At 65.0% G+C, this 20,337-nt stretch carries 16 protein-coding genes and 1 rRNA gene; 13 read left to right on the top strand and 4 right to left on the bottom strand.

Annotated elements, in window-relative coordinates:
- Positions 1-211: 211 nt before the first annotated feature.
- The 10 genes from rrf to ACCQ08_RS17845 all read left to right on the top strand — a co-directional run bounded on the left by rrf (position 212) and on the right by ACCQ08_RS17845 (position 10,594).
- Positions 212-324 (top strand): 5S ribosomal RNA (gene rrf, locus ACCQ08_RS17890).
- 188 nt (positions 325-512) lie between these two features.
- A complete protein-coding gene (locus tag ACCQ08_RS17885) occupies positions 513-1,232 on the top strand; it encodes a DUF4197 domain-containing protein (RefSeq protein WP_373450561.1) in 720 nt (239 codons plus the stop codon).
- A gap of 3 nt (positions 1,233-1,235) precedes the next feature.
- Positions 1,236-1,640 carry a YchJ family protein gene (locus ACCQ08_RS17880; RefSeq protein WP_373450560.1) on the top strand — a complete coding sequence of 135 codons (405 nt, stop codon included), beginning with the start codon at positions 1,236-1,238 and terminating at the stop codon, positions 1,638-1,640.
- A gap of 28 nt (positions 1,641-1,668) precedes the next feature.
- Entirely contained in the window at positions 1,669-2,364 is a 696-nt protein-coding gene (locus tag ACCQ08_RS17875) for an HAD family phosphatase (protein ID WP_312529215.1), read from the top strand.
- A 100-nt stretch (positions 2,365-2,464) separates the two neighbouring features.
- Complete coding sequence (locus tag ACCQ08_RS17870) at positions 2,465-4,099, top strand: GMC family oxidoreductase (protein ID WP_373450559.1); 1,635 nt, start codon at positions 2,465-2,467, stop codon at positions 4,097-4,099.
- 142 nt (positions 4,100-4,241) lie between these two features.
- Positions 4,242-5,435, top strand: coding sequence for an ABC transporter substrate-binding protein (locus ACCQ08_RS17865; protein WP_373450558.1), 1,194 nt, complete (start codon positions 4,242-4,244; stop codon positions 5,433-5,435).
- Positions 5,436-5,516: 81 nt separating this feature from the next.
- Positions 5,517-6,437, top strand: a complete 921-nt coding sequence (locus ACCQ08_RS17860) for a branched-chain amino acid ABC transporter permease (RefSeq protein ID WP_239810622.1) — start codon at positions 5,517-5,519, stop codon at positions 6,435-6,437.
- Positions 6,437-8,257 (top strand): ATP-binding cassette domain-containing protein, encoded by a 1,821-nt coding sequence (locus tag ACCQ08_RS17855; RefSeq protein ID WP_373450557.1) that lies wholly within the window; start codon positions 6,437-6,439, stop codon positions 8,255-8,257. The genes ACCQ08_RS17860 and ACCQ08_RS17855 overlap by 1 nt, the downstream gene beginning before the upstream one ends.
- Positions 8,250-8,981 carry an ABC transporter ATP-binding protein gene (locus tag ACCQ08_RS17850; RefSeq protein WP_043338144.1) on the top strand — a complete coding sequence of 244 codons (732 nt, stop codon included), beginning with the start codon at positions 8,250-8,252 and terminating at the stop codon, positions 8,979-8,981. Before ACCQ08_RS17855 ends, ACCQ08_RS17850 begins: the two co-directional genes overlap by 8 nt.
- Positions 8,978-10,594, top strand: coding sequence for a GMC family oxidoreductase (locus tag ACCQ08_RS17845; protein ID WP_373450556.1), 1,617 nt, complete (start codon positions 8,978-8,980; stop codon positions 10,592-10,594). The genes ACCQ08_RS17850 and ACCQ08_RS17845 overlap by 4 nt, the downstream gene beginning before the upstream one ends.
- Positions 10,595-10,636: 42 nt before the next feature.
- On the opposite strand, the gene ACCQ08_RS17840 is transcribed toward ACCQ08_RS17845, so the two are convergent.
- The 3 genes from ACCQ08_RS17840 to ACCQ08_RS17830 form a co-directional block, all read right to left on the bottom strand.
- The gene (locus ACCQ08_RS17840) at positions 10,637-12,265 is read right to left on the bottom strand and encodes an AMP-binding protein (RefSeq protein WP_312529222.1); all 1,629 of its coding nucleotides are present in this window, start codon (positions 12,263-12,265) and stop codon (positions 10,637-10,639) included.
- A 21-nt stretch (positions 12,266-12,286) separates the two neighbouring features.
- Entirely contained in the window at positions 12,287-12,967 is a 681-nt protein-coding gene (locus ACCQ08_RS17835; protein ID WP_373450555.1) for a glutathione S-transferase family protein, read from the bottom strand.
- Between the two features lie 118 nt (positions 12,968-13,085).
- The gene (locus ACCQ08_RS17830; RefSeq protein WP_373450554.1) at positions 13,086-14,129 is read right to left on the bottom strand and encodes an AraC family transcriptional regulator; all 1,044 of its coding nucleotides are present in this window, start codon (positions 14,127-14,129) and stop codon (positions 13,086-13,088) included.
- Between the two features lie 152 nt (positions 14,130-14,281).
- Here ACCQ08_RS17830 and ACCQ08_RS17825 point away from each other — a divergent pair, with 152 nt between their 5' ends.
- Entirely contained in the window at positions 14,282-15,994 is a 1,713-nt protein-coding gene (locus ACCQ08_RS17825; RefSeq protein WP_239810629.1) for an AMP-binding protein, read from the top strand.
- Positions 15,995-16,033: 39 nt separating this feature from the next.
- Here the strand turns inward: ACCQ08_RS17825 and ACCQ08_RS17820 are convergent, their stop codons facing one another.
- Complete coding sequence (locus ACCQ08_RS17820; RefSeq protein WP_373450553.1) at positions 16,034-17,761, bottom strand: Na+/H+ antiporter; 1,728 nt, start codon at positions 17,759-17,761, stop codon at positions 16,034-16,036.
- 82 nt (positions 17,762-17,843) lie between these two features.
- On the opposite strand from ACCQ08_RS17820, the gene ACCQ08_RS17815 reads away from it, so the two are divergent.
- Positions 17,844-19,451 carry a carboxyl transferase domain-containing protein gene (locus ACCQ08_RS17815; protein WP_312529224.1) on the top strand — a complete coding sequence of 536 codons (1,608 nt, stop codon included), beginning with the start codon at positions 17,844-17,846 and terminating at the stop codon, positions 19,449-19,451.
- Between the two features lie 23 nt (positions 19,452-19,474).
- The gene (locus ACCQ08_RS17810) at positions 19,475-20,263 is read left to right on the top strand and encodes an enoyl-CoA hydratase/isomerase family protein (protein ID WP_373450552.1); all 789 of its coding nucleotides are present in this window, start codon (positions 19,475-19,477) and stop codon (positions 20,261-20,263) included.
- Positions 20,264-20,337: the final 74 nt, after the last annotated feature.

The following is a 20,337-nucleotide window of genomic DNA, read 5'->3' as shown; positions in this document are numbered from 1 at the left end:
GCTAACCAATACTAATTGCTCGTGCGGCTTGACCCTATAACTTTGATCGGCCCCTCCCTTAGATGGGGGCCCAAGCAAAGAAACACTGCAACTGCAGTTATGCCCAAAGCGCAATCAAATTTAGCTGATAAGACTCTATGAATTCGCTTCGAAAGCAGCAACGCCCTGATCGACCGATCAGCGCCAAGCGGCCAAGAAGCAAAAAGTTATGCCTGATGACCATAGCAAGTTGGTACCACTCCTTCCCATCCCGAACAGGACAGTGAAACGACTTCGCGCCGATGATAGTGCGGATTCCCGTGTGAAAGTAGGTCATCGTCAGGCTTTTATACTGATCAACCCCTCTGCTCTTCCCGAGTAGAGGGGTTTTTCTTTTGCGCCGCGCTATCTCGCAGCCGGACCCAGCTTCCGGCTGACCCTCTTTTGCACTTCAGCGCGGGCAGGCAAGCACCTTGGTGCACGGCTGGATGGCGGTGTTTGGCACAATAGCTGTTTGTGTTTCAAGGACTGCCATGACAGAGCAAAGCTGTCTGCGCCAAGCGCAGCGCCGCCGTCTGCTGCATCTATTGGCGCTGCTGGGCGGTGCCGCTGCGGTATCTCCGGCTTTCGCGCTCTCGCTCGCCGATCTGACCCATACCGATGCGAGCCAGGGCATCAAGGCTGCGCTGACCCAGGGTGCGCAGGTGGCGGTGTCTCAGTTAGGCCAGAACGGGGGCTTTTTCAACAACCCCCAGCTCCGCATTCCGCTGCCTGGCTATATGGGTGAGGCGGCCAAGATGATGCGGCGCTTTGGCCAGGGCCGCTATGTAGATGAGGTGGAGCAGGGCATCAACCGGGCGGCGGAGCTGGCCGTTCCGATGGGCAAGGATGTGCTGCTGGATGCCGTGCAGCGCATGACGCTGGACGATGCCAAGCGAATCCTGAGCGGCGGTGAAGGCTCGGTAACCACGTTCTTTATGGAAAAAACATGCCAGCCTTTGACCCAGCGGTTTCTGCCGGTGGTGACCCAGGCGACTGGTCAGGTGGGTGTCGTGCAGCAGTACAACCAGCTGGCGGGCAAGGCAGCGGGCTTTGGCGTCTCCAGCGATGCACTGGATCTGAACCAGTATGTGACCGGCAAGACCCTCGATGGCCTTTACGCTGTGATTGGCGAGCAGGAGCGCGCGATTCGCCAGAACCCGCTGGGCAGCGCCAATGCCGCCGTGCGCAAGGTCTTTGGAGCATTGCGCTAAGCCATGGCCAAGAAACCCCCATTGGCCGCGCAGCCCGCCTGCCCTTGTGAATCCGGGGCCGCCTACAGCGCCTGTTGCGGCCGCTTCATAGCGGATTTCGAGGGCATGCCAGCACCGGATGCCGAGCACCTGATGCGGTCGCGTTACAGCGCCTTTGTGCTCGAGGAGCGTGCCTACCTGTTGGCGACCTGGCATGCCTCTACCCGCCCGTCTCAGCTGGATTTTGAGCCGCAGTGCCGCTGGCTGGGCTTGCAGGTCAAGGCCTTCGAGCCGGTGGATGGCAGCCATGCCGAGGTCGAGTTTGTCGCCCGTTACAAGCTGCAAGGCCGCGCGGTGCGCCTGCATGAGCGCAGCCGCTTCGTACAGGAACAAGGCCGTTGGTTTTATCTGGATGGTGACCAGTTCTGATCACCACCTGTTTTTCGAGGATCCCAAAATGAACCCCAATGCAGGCTTTGAGGCCATGCTGTTTGATTGCGATGGTGTGTTGGTGGACAGCGAAGTCATCACCAACCGGGTGTTGTGCACGATGCTCAATGAGGCGGGCTGGGTGCTGTCGTCCGAGGATTGCCTGCAGCTGTTCATCGGCAAGATGGTGCGCAGCCAGAAGGACTTGATCGAGGCCCACACCGGCAAGCCGCTGACCGATGCCTGGATGGAGGAGTTCTATGCGCGCCGAAATGCAGCGCTGGAGCAGGATGTCAAAGCCATCGACGGTGCGGTGGAAGCGATCAAGGCCCTGCATGCCCAGTTCAACGGGCAGATCGCCTGCGCATCGGGTGCCGACCGCAAGAAGGTGGTGATGCAGTTGCGCATTGCCGGCCTGCTGCCCTATTTTGAAGGCCGTATTTTCAGCGGCCATGAGATGCCGCGCACCAAGCCTTTCCCCGATGTCTACCTGGCTGCGGCTGCTGCGCTGGGTGCCGATCCGCAGCGCTGTCTGGTGATCGAAGACAGCGTGACCGGCACCCAGGCCGGTGTGGCGGCCGGCGCTACCGTATGGGCCTACCACCCGCCTGCGCATGCAGTCTGCTCGCAGGCCGATCTGGCGGCAGCCGGTGCCAGCCAGTTCTTTGAACACATGGACGATCTGCCGCAGCGCGTGGCGCGCGCCTCGGCCCTCGCGGCCTGAGCATGACGGTGCCTACCAGGCGCAGAGGCGGACACTGAAGCGACAGGCCTGATCCCAGGCTGCACCTAGACTTTTCGTCTGGTTGCCACCTGGAGTTGTTATGGGGCCTGTGCATGAGTGGGATGCGGCGTTTGACTTCATCATTGTCGGTGCCGGCATGGCTGGCTGCATCCTTGCCAACCGCCTGAGCGCATCGGGCCGCTTCCAGGTGTGTCTGCTGGAGGCTGGTCCACCCGATCACCACCCCTACATCCACATCCCCGCCGGCTTTATCAAGGTCGGCTACAACCCGCGCTACACCTGGCCATTCAAGACCGAGCCCGATGCCGCCACCCTGGGCCGCGAGGTCGTCGCTCAGTTGGGCCGCACCCTGGGCGGCTCCAGCGCCGTCAACGGCTTCAACTATGTGCGCGGCCAGGCCCAGGACTACGATGACTGGGCAGCCCAGGGCGCCACAGGCTGGTCCTATGACGAGGTGCTGCCGTACTTCAAGCGCTCGGAGCGGCGCCTGGCCCTCTGTGACGTGAACTATCGCGGGCTCGAAGGCGAGCTACCCATTACCGACTGTGACTGGCGCCATCCGCTGTGCGATGCCTTTATCGCCGGCGCAGCCAGCCTGGGCATCCCCTCCGGCAAGGACTACAACGCGGCCAAGCAAGAGGGCGCAGGCTATTACCAGCGCTGGATCCACCGGGGCTGGCGGGTCAGCGCCGCCAAGGCTTTTTTGCGGCCTGCCAAGGGGCGCTCCAACCTGCGGGTCATCTGCCGCGCCCAGGTCAGCCGCCTGGTGATGGAAGGCACACGCGTCACCGGCGTGGAGTATGCGGCCGAGCCTGGCGGCCCGCTGCGGCGCCTGCAGGCCAGCCGCGAAGTGGTTGTTGCGGCCGGGGCCATCAATTCGCCCAAGCTGCTGAATCTGTCGGGCCTGGGCGACGCGCAGCGGCTCCAGGATCTGGGCATTGCGGTGCAGCAGCACCTGCCCGGCGTCGGCGAAGGCCTGCAGGACCATATGATGCTGCGCTCCATCGTGCGGGTGCAGAACGCGCCGACGTTGAACACCACCGCACGGGGCTGGCGGCTCTGGGGCCAGGTGGCGCGTTGGCTGGTCCGCAAGCCCAGCATTCTGGCCATCAGCCCTTCGGTGGCCTATGCCTTCTCATCGGCACAGGCGCCAGGCGCGCGGGCGGATTTTCAGTTCCATTTCTCACCCGGCAGCTATGCCTCCGGCATTGCCGGCCAGCTCGATGGCTTTCGCGGCATGACCCTGGGCTTTTACCAGCTGCGCCCCCAGAGCCAGGGCCATGTGCGCCTGGCCTCCGCCCATGCCTGGGACAGCCCGGTGATCCAGCCGCACTACCTGCACCATGACGCCGACCAGCGCCTGGTGGTCGAAGGCCTGCGCCAAGCCCGCCGCTTGCTGCACAGCGCCGCCTTGGCACCCTATGTGGCCAGCGACGAGGCGCCGTCCGCCCAGCTGCAATCGGACGAGGAACTGCTGCAGTTTGCCCGTGAGCGAGGCAGTACCGCCTGGCATTTCATGGGCACCTGCCGCATGGGCGCGGCGGGCGATGGCCAGTCCGTGGTCGACCCCCAGCTGCGTGTGCATGGCATGGCCGGGTTGCGGGTCGCCGATGCCTCGGTGATGCCGGCCATGCCATCGGGCAATACCGGTGCGCCGACGATGATGATTGCCGAAAAAGCGGCCGATCTGCTGCTGGCCGATCACCAGAACTAAGGGGTTGTAGTTACGAACTCTTACCTAGGAGTAAGCCAGAAGAGCGATTGCGGCATCCGCCGCTATATTGAAGAAGACAAGGGCCTCGTGCGTGCAGACGAGGCTGACAAAGAGATTTTGACAACAAAGCAAGGAGACAAACATGTACAAGCTCGTCTATCGTCTGACGAAGGCTGCGGCGTTGGTAGCCAGCGTTTTCGCCTTTTCGGCACAGGCCCAGGACATCAAGATCGGCTACACCGCCGACCAATCGGCCAGCGGCGTGGCCGAGCTGGGCATTTCCGGCCGCTGGGGGTTTGAAGCCGCCATCGAAGACATCAACAAGGCCGGCGGCATCATGGGCCGCAAGCTGGTCGGTGTCATCCGCGATGACCAGGGCACACCGCCCAAGGCCATCCAGACCGTGCAGGAGCTGATCGACAGTGAAAAGGTCAGCGGCATCGTGGGGCCGGCCAACTCCGGCAACGCGCTGGCCTGGCTGCATATTCCGCAGCAAAAGAAGGTGCCGGTGATCGTGCCGATTGGTACCGCCACCGAAATCACCACCCGCTACGCCAAAGAACCGCAGAACTACCTCTACCGCATCTCGATGGTGGACCGCGAACAGGTCGCGTTGCTGGGCGCCTATGCCGTCAAGGCCTCGAAGGACAAGAAGATCGCGATCCTCGCCGATTCCACCGGCTACGGCCAGGGCGGCATCAAGGATGCGACCGAGATTCTGGCGCTGCACGGCGTCAAGCCCGTGGCGGTCGAGAAGTACGGTCCGAAGGACACGGACATGACCTCGCAGCTCAACAAGATCAAGGCGGCAGGCGCGGACACCGTGATCATCTACGGCATTGCCGACGGCGCCGCCCAGGTGCTGCGCAGCATGGAGAAGATCAACTACATGCCCACGACCTTGGGCACCTGGGGCAACCTGAGCTCGCTGCTGCCCAAGATGGCGGGCACCAAGCTGGCCGAGCACCTGATCATGGCGGCCTCGACGACCGAAGACACCTCCGCCAAGACCAAGGCCCTGGGCCAGCGCGTGCGTGTGAACTTCCCCACCCTGACGACCTTCCCCTGCGCCGCCCAGGCCTATGACTCGGTGATGCTGCTGGCCGCAGCGATGAAGCAGGCCAACAGCACCGATGGCGAGAAGGTTGCCGCTGCGCTGGAAAACCTGAACAGAACCGACGGCGTCATCAAGACCTACGACAAGCCCTTCAGCAAGACCAACCATGAAGGCCTGAGCGTGAGCGACTTCTACCTCGCCCGCTGGAAGGGCAGCGACGTGGTGCGCTTTGAGGACAGTGTCTACAAGTCGCTGACACCAGCGGATCTGAAGAAGTAAGGCATCGGCTCGTCAGGCCTGCGCCCGCCCCATGCGGCACGCAGGCCTGGTTTTTTTAGCGGCAAAGTGTCTGGGGTACGTATGCTGGATTCGATACTGCAGGCGGTCTTTAGCGGGCTGGCCTTGGGAAGTATTTATGCCTTGGTGGCGGTGGGCTTCAACATCACCTTCAACACCACCAAGACCTTGAACTTTGGCCAGGGCGAGTTCCTGGTCGCGGGCGCGTTTGTCGCGGTCTCGGTACTGCTGCTGCTCGCCGGCAAGAACATCACCGACAGCCTGCTGCCCGCCGATGTCAGCCTGTGGCGCTATGTGCTCAGCCTGCTGGGTACGATGGCCGTCCTGGCGCTGCTGGGCCTGCTGCTGTACTACGCCGCCGTGCGGCCCTTTGTGGGGCGTGGCGGCATGGCCTGGGTGATGAGCACCATCGGCTTTGGCATCATCATCCAGAACACGGCGCTGGCCATCTGGGGTCCTGCCCCTCTGGTCATGCCCTCGCCGCTGGGCAGCGAGGTGCTGCGCATCGGCAATGCCGGTGTGCTGCCCCAGGAGGTGCTGGTGCTGGTCTGCAGCGTGACCGTGCTGCTCGCGCTCGATTATGTGATGCGCCATACCCGCATCGGCAAGGCCGTGCGCGCGGTGGCGCAAAGCGGCAGCGCCGCCACCCTGATGGGCATCAATGTGACGGCCATCGTCGTGCTGGCCTTTGTCATCAGCTCCAGCCTGGCGGGCCTGGCCGGTTTGCTGATTGCGCCCATCACCACGGCATCGGTTTTCATGGGCATGAGCCTGGCACTCAAGGCTTTCTCCTCGGCCATTCTGGGAGGGCTGACCAGCCCGCGCGGCTGCATGCTGGGCGGCTTTGTGCTGGGCCTGATTGAAGCGCTGGTGGGCCTGTGGCAGGCGGAGATGCGCGAGATCAGCATCTTCTTGCTGATCATCGTGGTGCTGGTGGTGCGGCCCCAGGGCCTGCTGGGCCAGAAGATCGTGGAGAAAGTCTGATGAACAGCGAGATCAAGCACTACGGCTGGCTGGCCCTGGTGGCGGCGCTGGTGGCCGCCATCCCGCTGATGACCAGCAACGACTTCTACCTGCGCATCGTCTTTCTGATCGGGGTGAACTACATCGCCGCCTCCGGGCTGAATGTGCTGGTGAACTACACCGGCCAGAAATCGCTCGGCCATGCCGGCCTGTTTGCCGTGGGCGCCTATGCGGTGGCCCTGCTCACCACCCGCTGGGGCTGGAATCCCTGGGCCGCGTTTGCGATGGCCGGCGTGCTGGCTGGTCTGTTTGGCGTGGTGATTGCGCTGCCTGCGCTGCGGGTCAAGGGCCCGGCGCTGGCCATGGTGACCATCGGCTTTGGCATCGTGGTCGAGAAGGTGGTCTCCGAATGGCAGGATGTGTTTGCCGGCCAGCAGGGCATCTATGGCGTGGTGCCCTTGAAGCTCGGCGATCAGATGTTTGCCTCGTCGCACTGGGTCTGGTTTGTGCTCGCGCTGTGCGTGGTGCTGCATCTGATGTTTCGCCACCTGCTGGCCGGGCGCTTTGGCCGCGCCTTCATGGCCGTCAACACCGCCGAGGTGGCGGCCGAGAGCGTCGGCGTCAGCGTCTACAAGTTCAAGGTGCTGGCCTTTGTCATCAGCGCCTTTACCTGCGGTATCGCCGGTGCGCTGATCACGCAGCAGAACCAGTACATCAACTCCGACTTCATCACCTTCAACCTGTCGGTGTTCTTCCTGCTGGTGGTGCTGTTTGGCGGCAATTCCGTCTATGGCCCGCTGCTGGGTGCGGTGGTGCTGACCTTGCTCGATTCGCTGCTGTCGCGCTGGCCAGGTGTGCAGCATTTCACCTATGGTGCGCTGCTGCTGTTTGCGCTGTACGCCATGCCCAATGGCCTGGCCGGAACCTTGCGCAGCCTGGCGCGCAAATATGCGCCCGGCCTGCTGCCCACGCCGCAGCTGCCGCGTGATCTGCCGGCCTGGCAGCTCAAATCGGCCGCGCCGCTGGCCAGTACCGGCAGCGAGGGTTTGCTGGACGGCCGCGGCATCTACAAGGCCTATGGTGGCGTGGTGCCAACCAATGAGGTGGATCTGTGCATCAAGCCCGGCCATGTGCATTCGCTGATCGGGCCCAATGGTGCGGGCAAGACCACGTTGCTCAACATCCTCTCGGGCATTGTGGTGCCCGAGCGCGGCACCATCCAGTTCGCGGGGCAGAGCATTGTCGGTGTCTCGCCCAACCGGATTGCCCGCATGGGCCTGGGCCGCACCTTCCAGAACCTGCGGCTGTTCAGTGACATGACGGTGCTCGACAACGTCAAGGTCGGCTTGCATGCGCATATCCAGGCGGGCTTCTTTGCCAGCCTGATCGGGGTGGGCAAGGCCCGGCGCGCCGAACTGGCTGCGCGGGATGAAGCCTTGCAGATCCTCGACCGCCTGCAGCTGCGCGACAAGGCGCTGCATACCGCAGGCAGCCTGCCCTATGGCCTGCAGCGCCGGCTGGAGCTGGCGCGCGCGCTGGCCACCCACCCGCGTTTGCTGCTGCTCGATGAGCCGGCCGCCGGCCTCAACCCGCAGGAGACGCAGGAGCTGATCCAGGTGATTGCGCGCATCCGCGATCTGGGCATTACCGTGCTGCTGATCGAGCACCACATGGACCTGGTGATGGCCGTGTCCGACCACGTGATCGTGCTCGACTACGGCCAGAAGATTGCCGAAGGCACGCCCCAGCAGGTGCAAAGCAATCCACGTGTGATTGCGGCCTACCTGGGCAGCGACGATGAATCCGAGGACGAAGCGATGAACGGAGGCACCCATGCCTGAGCAAACACCATTGCTGCGTGTCGAGGCGCTGGAGCTGCACTACGGTGCCGTGCAGGCGCTCAAAGGGGTGTCGCTGCAGGTGCATGCCGGTGAGGTGGTCACCATCATCGGTGGCAATGGCGCGGGCAAGAGCACCCTGATGAAGGCCATCTCGGGCCTGGAGCCCACAGCGGCGGGCCGCATCGAGTTCCTGGGCCAGGACATCACCCGCATGCCCGGCCACCTGCGCGTGCCCTTTGGCATCGCCCAGTCGCCCGAGGGGCGGCAGGTGTTTGCCGACCAGAGCGTGCATGACAACCTGCTGCTGGGCGCCTACCACCGCAAGGATGGCGCCGCCGCGATTGCCGCCGATGTGGAGCAGCAGTTCAACACCTTCCCCCGGCTGCGGGAGCGCCGCGCGCAGATGGCCGGCACCATGTCGGGCGGCGAGCAGCAGATGCTGGCGATTGCGCGTGCACTGATGTCGCGGCCCAAACTGTTGCTGCTCGATGAGCCCTCGCTGGGCCTGGCGCCACTGATCGTCAAGGAGATCTTTGCAATCGTGCGCCAGCTCAAAGCGCAGGGGGTGACCATCTTGCTGGTCGAGCAGATGGCCAACCAGGCGCTGGCCGTGGCCGACCGCGCCTATGTGCTGGAGACCGGCCACTTCACGTTGCAGGGCGCAGCAGCCGATCTGCGGCGCGACCCCAAGGTACGTGCCGCGTACCTGGGAGCCCATGCATGAGCGCGCCGGCCGCCGACAGTTTTGACTATGTGGTGGTCGGCAGCGGCGCGGCCGGAGCCATCGTCGCTGCCCGCTTGGGCGAAGACCCGGCACTGCGCATCTGCGTGCTTGAAGCCGGCCCGCCCGACCACCGGCCCTACCTCAAGCTGCCGGCCGGCTTCATCAAGGTGATCTTCAACCCGGCGGTGGCCTGGCAGTTCAGCTCCGAACCGACGGAGCGCACCGCTGGCCGGCGCATTCCGCTGCCCCAGGGCAAGACCCTGGGCGGCTCCACTTCCATCAATGGCCTGGTCTACAACCGGGGCCAGCGCGAGGATTTCGACGGCTGGGCCGCGCAGGGCAATGCCGGTTGGTCCTATGACGAGGTGCTGCCGTATTTCCAGCGCAGCGAGCATTTTGTCGATGGCGGCGATCCGGCACTGCGCGGCCACAACGGCCCGCTCAAGGTCAGCCTGCCGCACTGGCCGCACCCGATTTGCGAGGCCTTTCTGGAAGGCGCCGCCGAGCAGGGCCTGGCGCGCAACCCCGACTACAACGGTGCCTACCAGCAAGGCGTGGGCTATTTCCAGCGCAGCATCCACAACGGCTGGCGCATGAGCACGGCCGGCTGCTTTCTGCGCCCGGCCGTGCGGCGCGGCAACCTGGATGTGCGGACCGGCGCGCAGGCGCTGCGCATTCTGGTCGAGGGCGGCCACGCCTGCGGTGTGGAGTACCTGCAGGATGGTGTGCGGCGCCAGGTGAGGGCGCGGCGCGAGGTGGTCGTCAGCGCCGGCGCCATCAATACACCGAAGCTGCTGCAGCTGTCGGGCATTGGCGATGGCGAGCGGCTGCGCGCGCTGGGCATTGCCACGCAGGTGCACCTGCCCGGTGTGGGCCAGCACCTGAAGGACCATTTCTCGGTGCGGCTGGTCGCCTCGGTGAAGAACGCCACCACCATCAACGAGCTGGCACGTGTGCCACGCCTCTGGGGCCAGGCCTGGCAATGGCTGCGCGGCAAACCCAATATCCTGCAGCTCAGCCCCTCGGTGGTGCACTGGTTCGCGGCCTCGCAGCCAGGGCTGGAGCGGCCCGATCTGCAAGGCGTGTTCTCACCGGCCAGCTACCGTGAAGGCTATGTGGGCCAGCTCGATGTGTTTCCGGGCATGACCTGTGGCGTCTGGCAGCACCGGCCCCAGAGCATGGGCACGGTGCAGCTGGCCTCCAACGACCCACTGGCCGATCCGGTGGTGCAGCCACGCTATCTGGAGGACGAGGGCGACCGCCAGACCTTGATCCGGGGCGTGCGGCTGGCCCGCGCCTTGCTGCAGAGCCAGGCGCTGGCGCCTTACCGGGTGGACGAGGTCATGCCGGGGCCGCAGGTGCAGTCCGATGACGAGATCCTGGACTTCATCTACCGCTACGGTGTGTCGTCCTACCACCTCAACGGCACGGCGCGCATGGGGCCCAGGCCCGAGGCGGGTGCCGTTGTCGATGCCCAGCTGCGCGTGCACGGCTTGCGGGGGCTGCGGGTGATCGATGCCTCGGTGATGCCCGAGATCACCTCGGCCAACACCTGCGCGGCCACGATGATGATTGGCGAAAAGGGCGCCGATCTGCTGCGCCGCGCAGGCTAGACTCCCGGCACTCCTCGCCCTGCAGCAGCGGGCCCGGCGCCGTCAGCGCTTTTTGTGCGCCCGCATGTCCAGCACCTGGGGCAGGCTGCGCACATCCTGGCCTGCGGCCAGAATCCGGTGCTTCTGGATCTTCTGCGTGCCGGTGGTGGGGATCTCGTCGGTGAACCACCACCAGCCTGGCACCTTGTAATAGGCCATCTCCTGCTGGCAGAACGCGAACAGCTCCTGGCAGATGGCAGTGCCGGGCGCCACGCCTTCACTCAGCACGATGCTGGCCAGCACCTCTTCTTCGCGGATGTCATCGGGCGCGGCCAGAACGGCCACCTGGTGCACCTTGGGGTGGGACAGCAGGACGGCCTCCACCTCGGCGGCCGCAATGTTCTCGCCAGAGCGGCGGATGATGTTCTTGCGCCGGTCCATGAAGTGCAGCAGGCCATCGGGGTCCTGCACCACGACATCCCCGGTGTGGAACCAGCCGCCCTCCCAGGCCTTGGCGGTGGCTTCGGGGTTGTCCAGGTATTCGCTGAAAAAATGCTTGCGCGGCGTCTCGGCCGAGTGGCGCACCAGCATCTCGCCAGGCGTGCCGGGCGGCACCGGCTGGCCGCTCTCATCGGCCACCCGCACCTCCAGCCCGGGCGCACCCCGGCCAAAGGAGCGTGTGCCCACCTGGCGGTCGTCGCCATGGTCGGAGAGGGTGCGCACCACCTCGGTCATGCCCCACAGCTCGATCAGCGGAAAGCCAAAGCGCTGCTCGAAAGCGGCATGCAGCTGTGGCTCCACCCCCGCGCCATAGCCAAAGCGCACGCAGTGCTGTTTTTCCCAGTCGGACGGCGGCTGCTTGAGCAGCAGCGGAATGATCACGCCCAGGTAGTGGACGATGGTGGCGCGGCTGCTGGCCACCTCTTCCCACCAGCGGCTGGGCTGAAAGCGGTCAGTCTGGATCTGGCAGCCACCGCTCAGCAGCATGCAGTAGAACGACAGGATGGAGGCGTTGACATGGAACAGCGGCAGCGGGTTGAACAGGCGCTCGCGGCCTTCCTGGATCGACACATGGCCGGGGTGGGATGCATACCACTTGCCAGCGGCCAGCTCATAGGCATGCGATAGCACACAGCCCTTGGGCTGGCCGGTGGTGCCGGAGGTGTAGAGGATGCTCGCAGGCGTATCGGCGCTCAAGCGGCCCGAGGGCTGCGAGCGTGCTGCTGGCAGTGTGATGGCGCTGCCATCTTGCGGATCGGTGCAGACCAGCGCCGGCTGGTTGCGCGTGTCCTGCAGGGACTGCTGCAGCGCCTCCAGCCGCTCGGGCAGGCAGACGACCAGATCCAGCTGCGCATGGTCGATCAGGTAGTTCAGCTCGCGGCGCTTGTAGTCGGGGTTGATGGGCACACAGCAGATGCCCAGGCTGTTCATCGCCAGCTTGTGCCAGAGGTGTTCGGGCCGGCTTTCCAGAAACAGCCCCACGCGGTGGCCCACGCCATAGCCGGCCGCCTGGTAGCTCGCCTGCAGCCGCGCAATATGGGCGCCGGCCTGCGTGTAGCTGAACTCGCAGCCCTCGGGCAGGTAACTGCGCTTGGGGTTGGCCGGCACTGCCAGCAGGCTGTGGTCGGGGTAGCGCGCCATGGCGGCCTGCAGTGCCTGGCCAATGGTGGTCTGGTCGGTGATGGCGATCATGTCGAGGGCTTCCAGGCAAGGTCAGGGCCGGATCAACGGCGACGGAATGGGGTCGATCTGCTGGTCCAGCGCGGCCTGCTTTTCGGCCTCCAGGCTGCGCAGGAAGGCGGCACGCTGTTGCAGCTGCATCCAGTAGTGCTGGGTGGCCGGCCCCCATTGGGACGACATGCCCAGGTAGTCCGACAGCATCAGCGCATAGCCCACGGCCACATCGGCGGCCGTGAAGCGGCCTGCGCAGAGGTAGGGCTGGTTGTCCGGCATCGCCTGGGCAGCGGTCTCCAGCGCGCGCAGCCGGCCCAGAAACCAGCGCTCGTAGTCTTCGGCTACCTGGGGCTGGCGCCGCACGGCGGGCTCAAAGAACTGGTAGCGCAGCACCAGGGTCTGCGGAAAGGTCAAGGTCGCATCGGACATGTGCAGCCAGTTCAGGTAGCTGCCATAGGCGGGGTCGCTGGGCTGCACGTCCAGGCGCTGCGCGGGGTCGCGGCTGGCCAGGTACTGGCAGATGGCGGCGGACTCGGTCATGCGGGTGTCGCCGTCGATCAGCAGCGGCACGGTGCCCAGCGGGTTGAGCGCCAGATAGTGCTTGGCCAGTGCGCGGGGCGGAAAGGGCAGCATCTGCAGCCGGTAGCGCAGGCCCAGCTCTTCCAGCATCCATAGCGCGCGGAACGAGCGCGCGCTCACACAGTGGTACAGCTCGATCACAGCAAGTCTCCATCCGATGTTGTGCCGCCATCTTGGCACGAATGGACGCCAGTGGCTGCCCTGCAGGTGTCAGCCAGGTTGCAAATCGGGCCGGTGTCAGGCCCGTATCTGCGGAGCCTCAGGCCGGCGGCCGGGTGCTCTTGCGATACTCGGCCGGGGACATGCCCATCCAGGTGCGGAAGGCGCGGATAAAGCTTTTGTCATTGCTGAAGCCGGCCAGCTGCGCGATCTGCTTGATCGGCCGGTTGCTGCGGTGGAGCAGGGTCAGCGAGCGTTCGCGCCGCACCTCGTCCTTCAGGGCCTGCAGCGATGCGCCCTCATCCTTGAGCTGGCGGTGCAGTGTGCGCAGCGACAGGTGCAGCTTGGCCGAGAGGCTGTCGGCGCTGTGCATCGCCGAGGGGTCGGCCGCCAGCAGCTGGCGCACGCGCTGCACCATCAACCGGTCGCGGCGGTAGGGACGCACGGTCAGCGGCAGCGCGCGCTGCAGCATGCGCTGCAACGCCGCTTCGTCGCGGGCAATCGGCAAGGCCAGGTAGCGCGCATCAAACTGCATGCGGGTGACCGGTGCGCCAAACTGCACATCGCCAGGGAAGAGCAGCGCATACACATCGGCATGGGCGGGTGCGTCGAACGGAAAACTCACCTTGAACAGCGGCAGCGACGAATCGACAAACCAGCTCGACAGCCCATGCATATTGCGCAGCATGGAGACCAGGCAGAACTCGCGCAGCTCACCCAGGCCGGTGTGTTCGATGATCTCGACCGTGGCCGTCTCGCCCTGCACCTGCAGGCTGAGCGCCAGGTCATCGGTGAGCAGGCCATGGTGGCGGCACCAGCGCTTGAGCGCCACCCCCAGGTTGGGGCTGGTGAGCGAGGCGCGGGCCAGCATGCCATAGCTGCCCCAGGGCAGGCGGCGGCTGAACCAGCCCAGGGCCTCGTCGTCCAGCTCCTGCATGGCGGCGTCGGAGAGGGTTTCGAACTGCAAGGCGGTGATGCCGGGGCCGTCTTTTTCGACCGCCAAGGGATCGATTTGCGCCAATTGCAGCGCACGATCCGCGCTCAGCCCCCGGTGCTGGTAGGCACGGGCGATTGCCCGGACAAAGGCAATGGGCGTGACTGCGGGGTGGTGCACGACGGCAGAAGAGGGCAGGGGTTTGGGCATGGAGGGTGGGGTTTAAATAGCGCCAAGCAGGGCCATTGTACTGGCGACATTTGCAACCATCCTGCCATCATTTGCGCGGCACGCTCGCGTATGCTGAAAGACAAGGAAAAAGGCCGCCGGCCCGGCTGGTTGGGCGGCGGACAGGAGACACCATGAGCGAGACCAGATTGACCAGCAGCTATGCACGGGGCGCCAGCGAGCCGCGCCTGCTGAACAAGACCATCGGCCAGCAACTGAGCGAGACGGCGGCCCGTTTTGGCGCGCGTGATGCGCTCATCAGCCGCCACCAGGGCCTGCGCCTGAGCTACCAGCAGCTGCTGGCGCAATCGCAGCAACTGGCCAGTGCCTTGCTGCGTGCCGGCATCGCCAAAGGCGACCGGGTCGGCATCTGGTCGCACAACAATGTGGAATGGGTGCTGCTGCAGCTGGCCACCGCCCATGTGGGCATCATCCTCGTCAACATCAACCCGGCCTACCGCACCTCCGAGCTGGCCTATGCGCTGAACAAGGTGCAGTGCAAGGCGCTGTTCGTGATGGAGCGCTTCAAGACCAGCGACTACCTGGGCATGGTGCGCGCGCTGGCGCCGGAGCTGGAGACACAAGGCAGCGCCGCACTGCAGATCGCGGCGCTGCCCGATCTGCGCCTGGTGGTCTGGATCGATGTCGCAGGCCAGGGCCAGGAGCAGCCGGGCATGCAGCGCTTCTCGCGCTTTATCGCCAGCGGTGAGGCAGCCGACCCGCAGGTCGCGCAGATCGGCGCCACCTTGACGCCTTACGACCCGATCAATATCCAGTTCACCAGTGGCACCACCGGCTTTCCCAAGGGCGCCACCCTGACCCACCGCAATATCGTCAACAACGGCTATTTCATTGGCGAGGCGATGCGGTTGACCGAAGAGGACCGGCTCTGCATCCCCGTGCCGCTCTACCATTGCTTTGGCATGGTGCTGGGCAATATGGCCTGCATGACGCATGGTGCGGCCATGGTCTACCCCAATGATGGCTTTGATGCGCTGACCGTGCTGGAGACGGTGCAGGCCGAGCGCTGCACCGGCCTGCATGGCGTGCCCACGATGTTCATCGCCGAGCTGGACCACCCGCGTTTTGCCGAGTTCGACCTGTCGAGCCTGCGCACCGGCATCATGGCTGGCTCCCCCTGCCCCATCGAGGTGATGAAGCGCGTCGTCAGCCAGATGCATCTGTCCGAGATCACCATCGCCTACGGCATGACCGAGACCAGCCCGGTCAGCTGCCAAAGCTCGACCGATACGCCGCTGGACAAGCGCGTCTCCACTGTCGGCAAGGTGCATCCGCACCTGGAGGTCAAGATCGTCAGCCCCGAGACCGGCGAGACCGTGGCCCCCGGCCAATCGGGTGAGCTCTGCACGCGCGGTTACTCCGTCATGCATGGCTACTGGGGCGACGAGGCCAAGACGCGCGAGGCCATCGATGGCGATGGCTGGATGCACACCGGCGACCTGGCCACGATGGATGCCGAAGGCTATGTGAACATCGTCGGCCGCATCAAGGACATGGTGATCCGGGGCGGCGAGAACATCTACCCGCGCGAGATCGAGGAGTTCCTCTACACCCACCCGCAGGTGCAGGATGTACAGGTGGTCGGCGTGCCCGACAGCCGCTTTGGCGAAGAGCTCTGCGCCTGGGTCATCGTCAAGGCCGGCCAAAGCCTGGATGCCGAGGCACTGCGCAGCTACTGCAAGGGCCGGGTGGCCCATTACAAGGTGCCGCGCTACATCGAGTTTGTCGAGGCCTTCCCGATGACGGTGACCGGCAAGATCCAGAAGTTCAAGATCCGCGAGGCGATGATCGAATCGCTGAAGCTGGATGTGAGCAAGACGGCCTGAACCGCGCAGAGCGCCGCCATGCAGCAACCGCCTGTACGATCAATGCCCTTCCAGCTTGGCTGCCTGCTTGGCAGCGGCGCGGCGGGCCACTTCCAGGCGCTTGCGCAAGGTGATCTCGCTCAGGTCCAGCTCCTGGACCAGGCTGCGCAGCGATTCGTCATTGATGCGGTTGTTGTGCCGCTCGGCGTAGATCGTGTGGCGCTCGACCTTGATGCAGTTCAGCCGCATCTCCAGCTCGGCCACATAGCGCAGGCGCCGCTCCTGCACGGCGTCAGGCGTGGCCAGGTCCTGCACCTCGGCCGATTCGGGCGTGCGCTCTTCGTCGAGCAGGTCGATACGGTTGCGGTATTCGCGCGCAATGCGGCCTTCGATTTCATGCTGCTGGGCCTGCCATTCGGTGGGCTGCTGGGCGGCATCGTCATCGCTCATCGCCAGGCTGTTGATCGCTGCGCGGCAGGCTGCAATGCGCGCCTGGCGCTCTTCGCGCACCGATTCGGGCTCGCTCACCGCCTGCACGCGGCGCAGCACCAGCGGCAGGCCGATGCTGCCGATCACCAGGGTGAACAAGATCGTGCCGGTGGCCAGAAAGATCAGCATGTCCCTTGCCGGAAACGGCTGGCCGTTGTTCAGCAGCAGCGGCACGGACAGCGCACCGGCCAGCGTGACCGCTCCGCGAATGCCCGCCAAGGTGGTGGCCAGGTTCAGCCAGAGATCGGGTTTCTTGATCAGCTTGCCGGCCTGGTGGGCCTTGTGCAGGCTGCGGCTGACGCCCAGCATCAGCCAGATCCAGCGCAGCGCCAGCAGCGCGATCGAGATGATGGCCACATAGCCCACCAGAATCCACCAGTCATGGCCGGCATCGCGCAAGGTCACGCCAATGATCGACGGCAGCTGCAGACCCAGCAGCAGGAAGATCGCGCCGTTGAAGGCCGATTCGACCATCGCCCAGGTACCGGCGGTCTGCATGCGCTCGGAGATGTAGTCGGCCCGGTTCAGATCGCCAAAATTGGTGGCCACGCCAGCGGCCACGGCCGCCAGAATGCCGGAGACGCCAATCTTTTCACCCAGCAGGTAGGCTGCAAACGGCAGCAGCACCAGCAGCAGCACCATCTGGGTCGCCGCCACATCGCCCAGGCGGCGGGTGACGGTATCGCGCAGGTAGCTGAAGCCCCAGCCCACCGCCGCACCCACGCCCAGGCCGCCCAGCGCGATCCACAGAAATTCCTGCGTGACCTGGGTCCAGGAGAACACGCCGGTCAACGTGGCGGCGATGGCGAATTTCAGCGCCACCAGGCCCGAGGCATCGTTGAGCAGCGACTCGCCTTCGAGCACATGCATGGTGTGGGCCGGCATGCCCAGGTTGCGCGTGATGGCCGAGACGGCCACCGCATCGGTGGGCGATATCACGGCGGCCAGCGCAAAGGCCACGGTCAGCGGGATCTCCGGAATCATCCAGTGGATCAGGTAGCCCAGGCCAATCACGGTAAACAGCACCAGGCCAAAGGCCAGCCGCAAAATAGGGCGGTACAGCGCAAAGAACTCGCGCTTGGGAATGCGCCAGCCGTCGGCAAACAGCAGCGGCGGAATGAACAGCAGCATGAACAGGCCGGGATCGAAATCGATATGCAGGCCTTGTTGCGGCCAGGACAGCGCAGCACCCAGCATGATCTGGATCAGCGGCAGCGGTATGGCCCGGATGTAGCGCGCAATGATGCCGGTGACGGCACCGATCATCAGGACGAGCAGGACGGTTTCGACGGTGTGCATGGTGCGGATTCGTTTGGCAGCAGACTATTTTTAAAGAAAACGCGTTTCTGAACGGAACGCTAGAACATTGAAGAGGACAAGCATGAGCAAACTCGCAACCCAGCTGAATGCCCGGTCGGCAGATTTTCAGACCAATGCGCAAGCCATGCGCAGCATTGTGGAGGACCTGCGGGCCCAGTCTGCCAAGGTGGCGCAAGGCGGTGGTGAAGCCGCACGGGCCAAGCACCTGGGCCGGGGCAAGCTGCTGCCGCGTGACCGCGTGCAGATGCTGCTGGACCCCGGCACGCCCTTTTTGGAGCTGGCACCACTGGCTGCACTGAACATGTACAACAACGATGCGCCCGGCGCGGGCCTGATTGCCGGCGTGGGCCGGGTCAGCGGGGTGGACTGCATGATCGTGTGCAATGATGCCACGGTCAAAGGCGGCACCTACTACCCGATGACGGTTAAAAAACATTTGCGCGCGCAGGAAGTGGCGGCGCAAAACCGCCTGCCCTGCATTTACCTGGTCGATTCGGGCGGCGCCAACCTGCCCAACCAGGACGAGGTCTTCCCCGACCGCGAGCACTTTGGCCGCATCTTCTACAACCAGGCCAATATGTCGGCCCAGGGCATTGCGCAGATCGCCGTGGTCATGGGCTCCTGCACCGCCGGCGGCGCCTATGTGCCCGCGATGAGCGATGAGTCCATCATCGTGAAGAACCAGGGCACGATTTTCCTCGGTGGCCCACCGCTGGTGAAGGCTGCGACCGGCGAGGTGGTGAGCGCCGAAGACCTGGGCGGCGGGGATGTGCACACCCGCCTGTCGGGTGTGGCCGACCACCTGGCCGACAACGACACCCATGCGCTGGCGCTGGCCCGCAAGGCCGTGAGCCATCTGAACAAGGCCAAGCAGCCCCATGCCGCGGACAAGGCGCCGCAGGCACCGGCCTACCCGGCCGATGAGCTGTATGGCGTGATCCCCGTCGATACGCGCAAGCCTTTCGATGTGCGCGAAATCATCGCCCGCATTGTCGATGGCAGCGATTTCGACGAGTTCAAGGCCCGCTTTGGCGCAACCCTGGTTTGCGGCTTTGCCCGGGTCGAGGGCATGGAGGTCGGCATCATCGCCAACAACGGCATTCTGTTCAGCGAGTCGGCCGTCAAGGGCGCGCACTTCATCGAGCTGTGCTGCCAGCGCAAGATTCCGCTGGTCTTCCTGCAGAACATCACCGGCTTCATGGTGGGCCGCAAGTACGAGAACGAGGGCATTGCCCGCCACGGCGCCAAGCTGGTGACGGCGGTGGCCACGGCCAGCGTGCCCAAGTTCACGATCATCATCGGTGGCAGTTTTGGCGCCGGCAACTACGGCATGTGCGGCCGGGCCTATAGCCCGCGCTTCCTGTGGATGTGGCCGAACGCACGCATCAGCGTGATGGGCGGCGAGCAGGCGGCCAGCGTGCTGGCCACGGTCAAGCGCGATGGCATCGAGGGCCGGGGCGGCGCCTGGACGGCGGAGGAGGAGGAGGCCTTCAAGGCACCCATCCGCCAGCAGTACGAGGACCAGGGCCACCCCTACTACGCCTCGGCACGCCTGTGGGATGACGGCGTCATCGACCCGGCCGATACCCGCCGCGTGCTGGCGCTGGGCCTGGCAGCCACCCGCAATGCACCGATCGAAGACACCAGGTTCGGCGTCTTCCGCATGTAATGCCCTGAGACAGAGAGGACACCATGAAAAGCACATTTCTGACCGTCGAAGCCGCTGGGCCGGTGGCCACCATCACGCTGACCCAGCCCGATGTCCGCAATGCCTTCAGCGACGAGGTGATTGCCGACATCACCCGCGCCTTCAGCTGGGTGGGGGCGCAGGCCCAGGTCCGCGCCGTGGTGCTGGCCGCCGAAGGCCCGGCCTTTTGCGCCGGCGCCAACCTGAACTGGATGCGCGCGATGGCCGATTACACCCGTGAGGAGAACCTGGTCGATGCCGGCAAGCTCGCCGAGATGCTGCGCGTGATCTACACCTGCCCCAAGCCGACGATCGCGCGGGTGCAAGGCGATGTCTACGCCGGCGGCATGGGTCTGGTCGCTTGCTGCGACATGGCGGTGGCGGCCAGCCATGCCGGTTTTTGCCTCAGCGAGGTGAAGATCGGTCTGATCCCGGCCACGATCAGCCCTTATGTGATCCGCGCGATGGGCCCGCGTGCGGCGCACCGCTACTTTCTGACCGGCGAGCGCTTTGACGCCGCTGAAGCACTGCGCACCGGCTTCGTGCACCAGGTGGTGGAGGCCGAGGCGCTGGACAGCGCTGTGGACGGCCTGCTCAAGCACCTGCTGAGCGCCAGCCCGGCAGCGGTGCAGGCCTGCAAAAAGCTGGTGCTCGATGTGGCCGGCCGCGAGATGGACGAGGCGCTGATCGCCGAGACGGTGGCCGGCATTGCCGATATCCGCGCCAGCGCCGAAGGCAAGGAAGGCGTGCAGGCATTCTTGAACAAACGCAAACCCAGCTGGCTGGGAGGCTGAAGTACGCATAACACGGCCTTGGATGGCAGACAGCAAGCAGGCGTTGGCGCTATAAACAGCGCGTTTGCTGACTG

The sequence above is a fragment of the Comamonas sp. SY3 genome, assembly GCF_041730275.1.
Lineage (GTDB): Bacteria > Pseudomonadota > Gammaproteobacteria > Burkholderiales > Burkholderiaceae_C > Comamonas > Comamonas sediminis.
The sequence above is the reverse complement of the archived record's forward strand: the minus strand, read 5'-3'. Positions and strand labels throughout refer to the sequence as shown.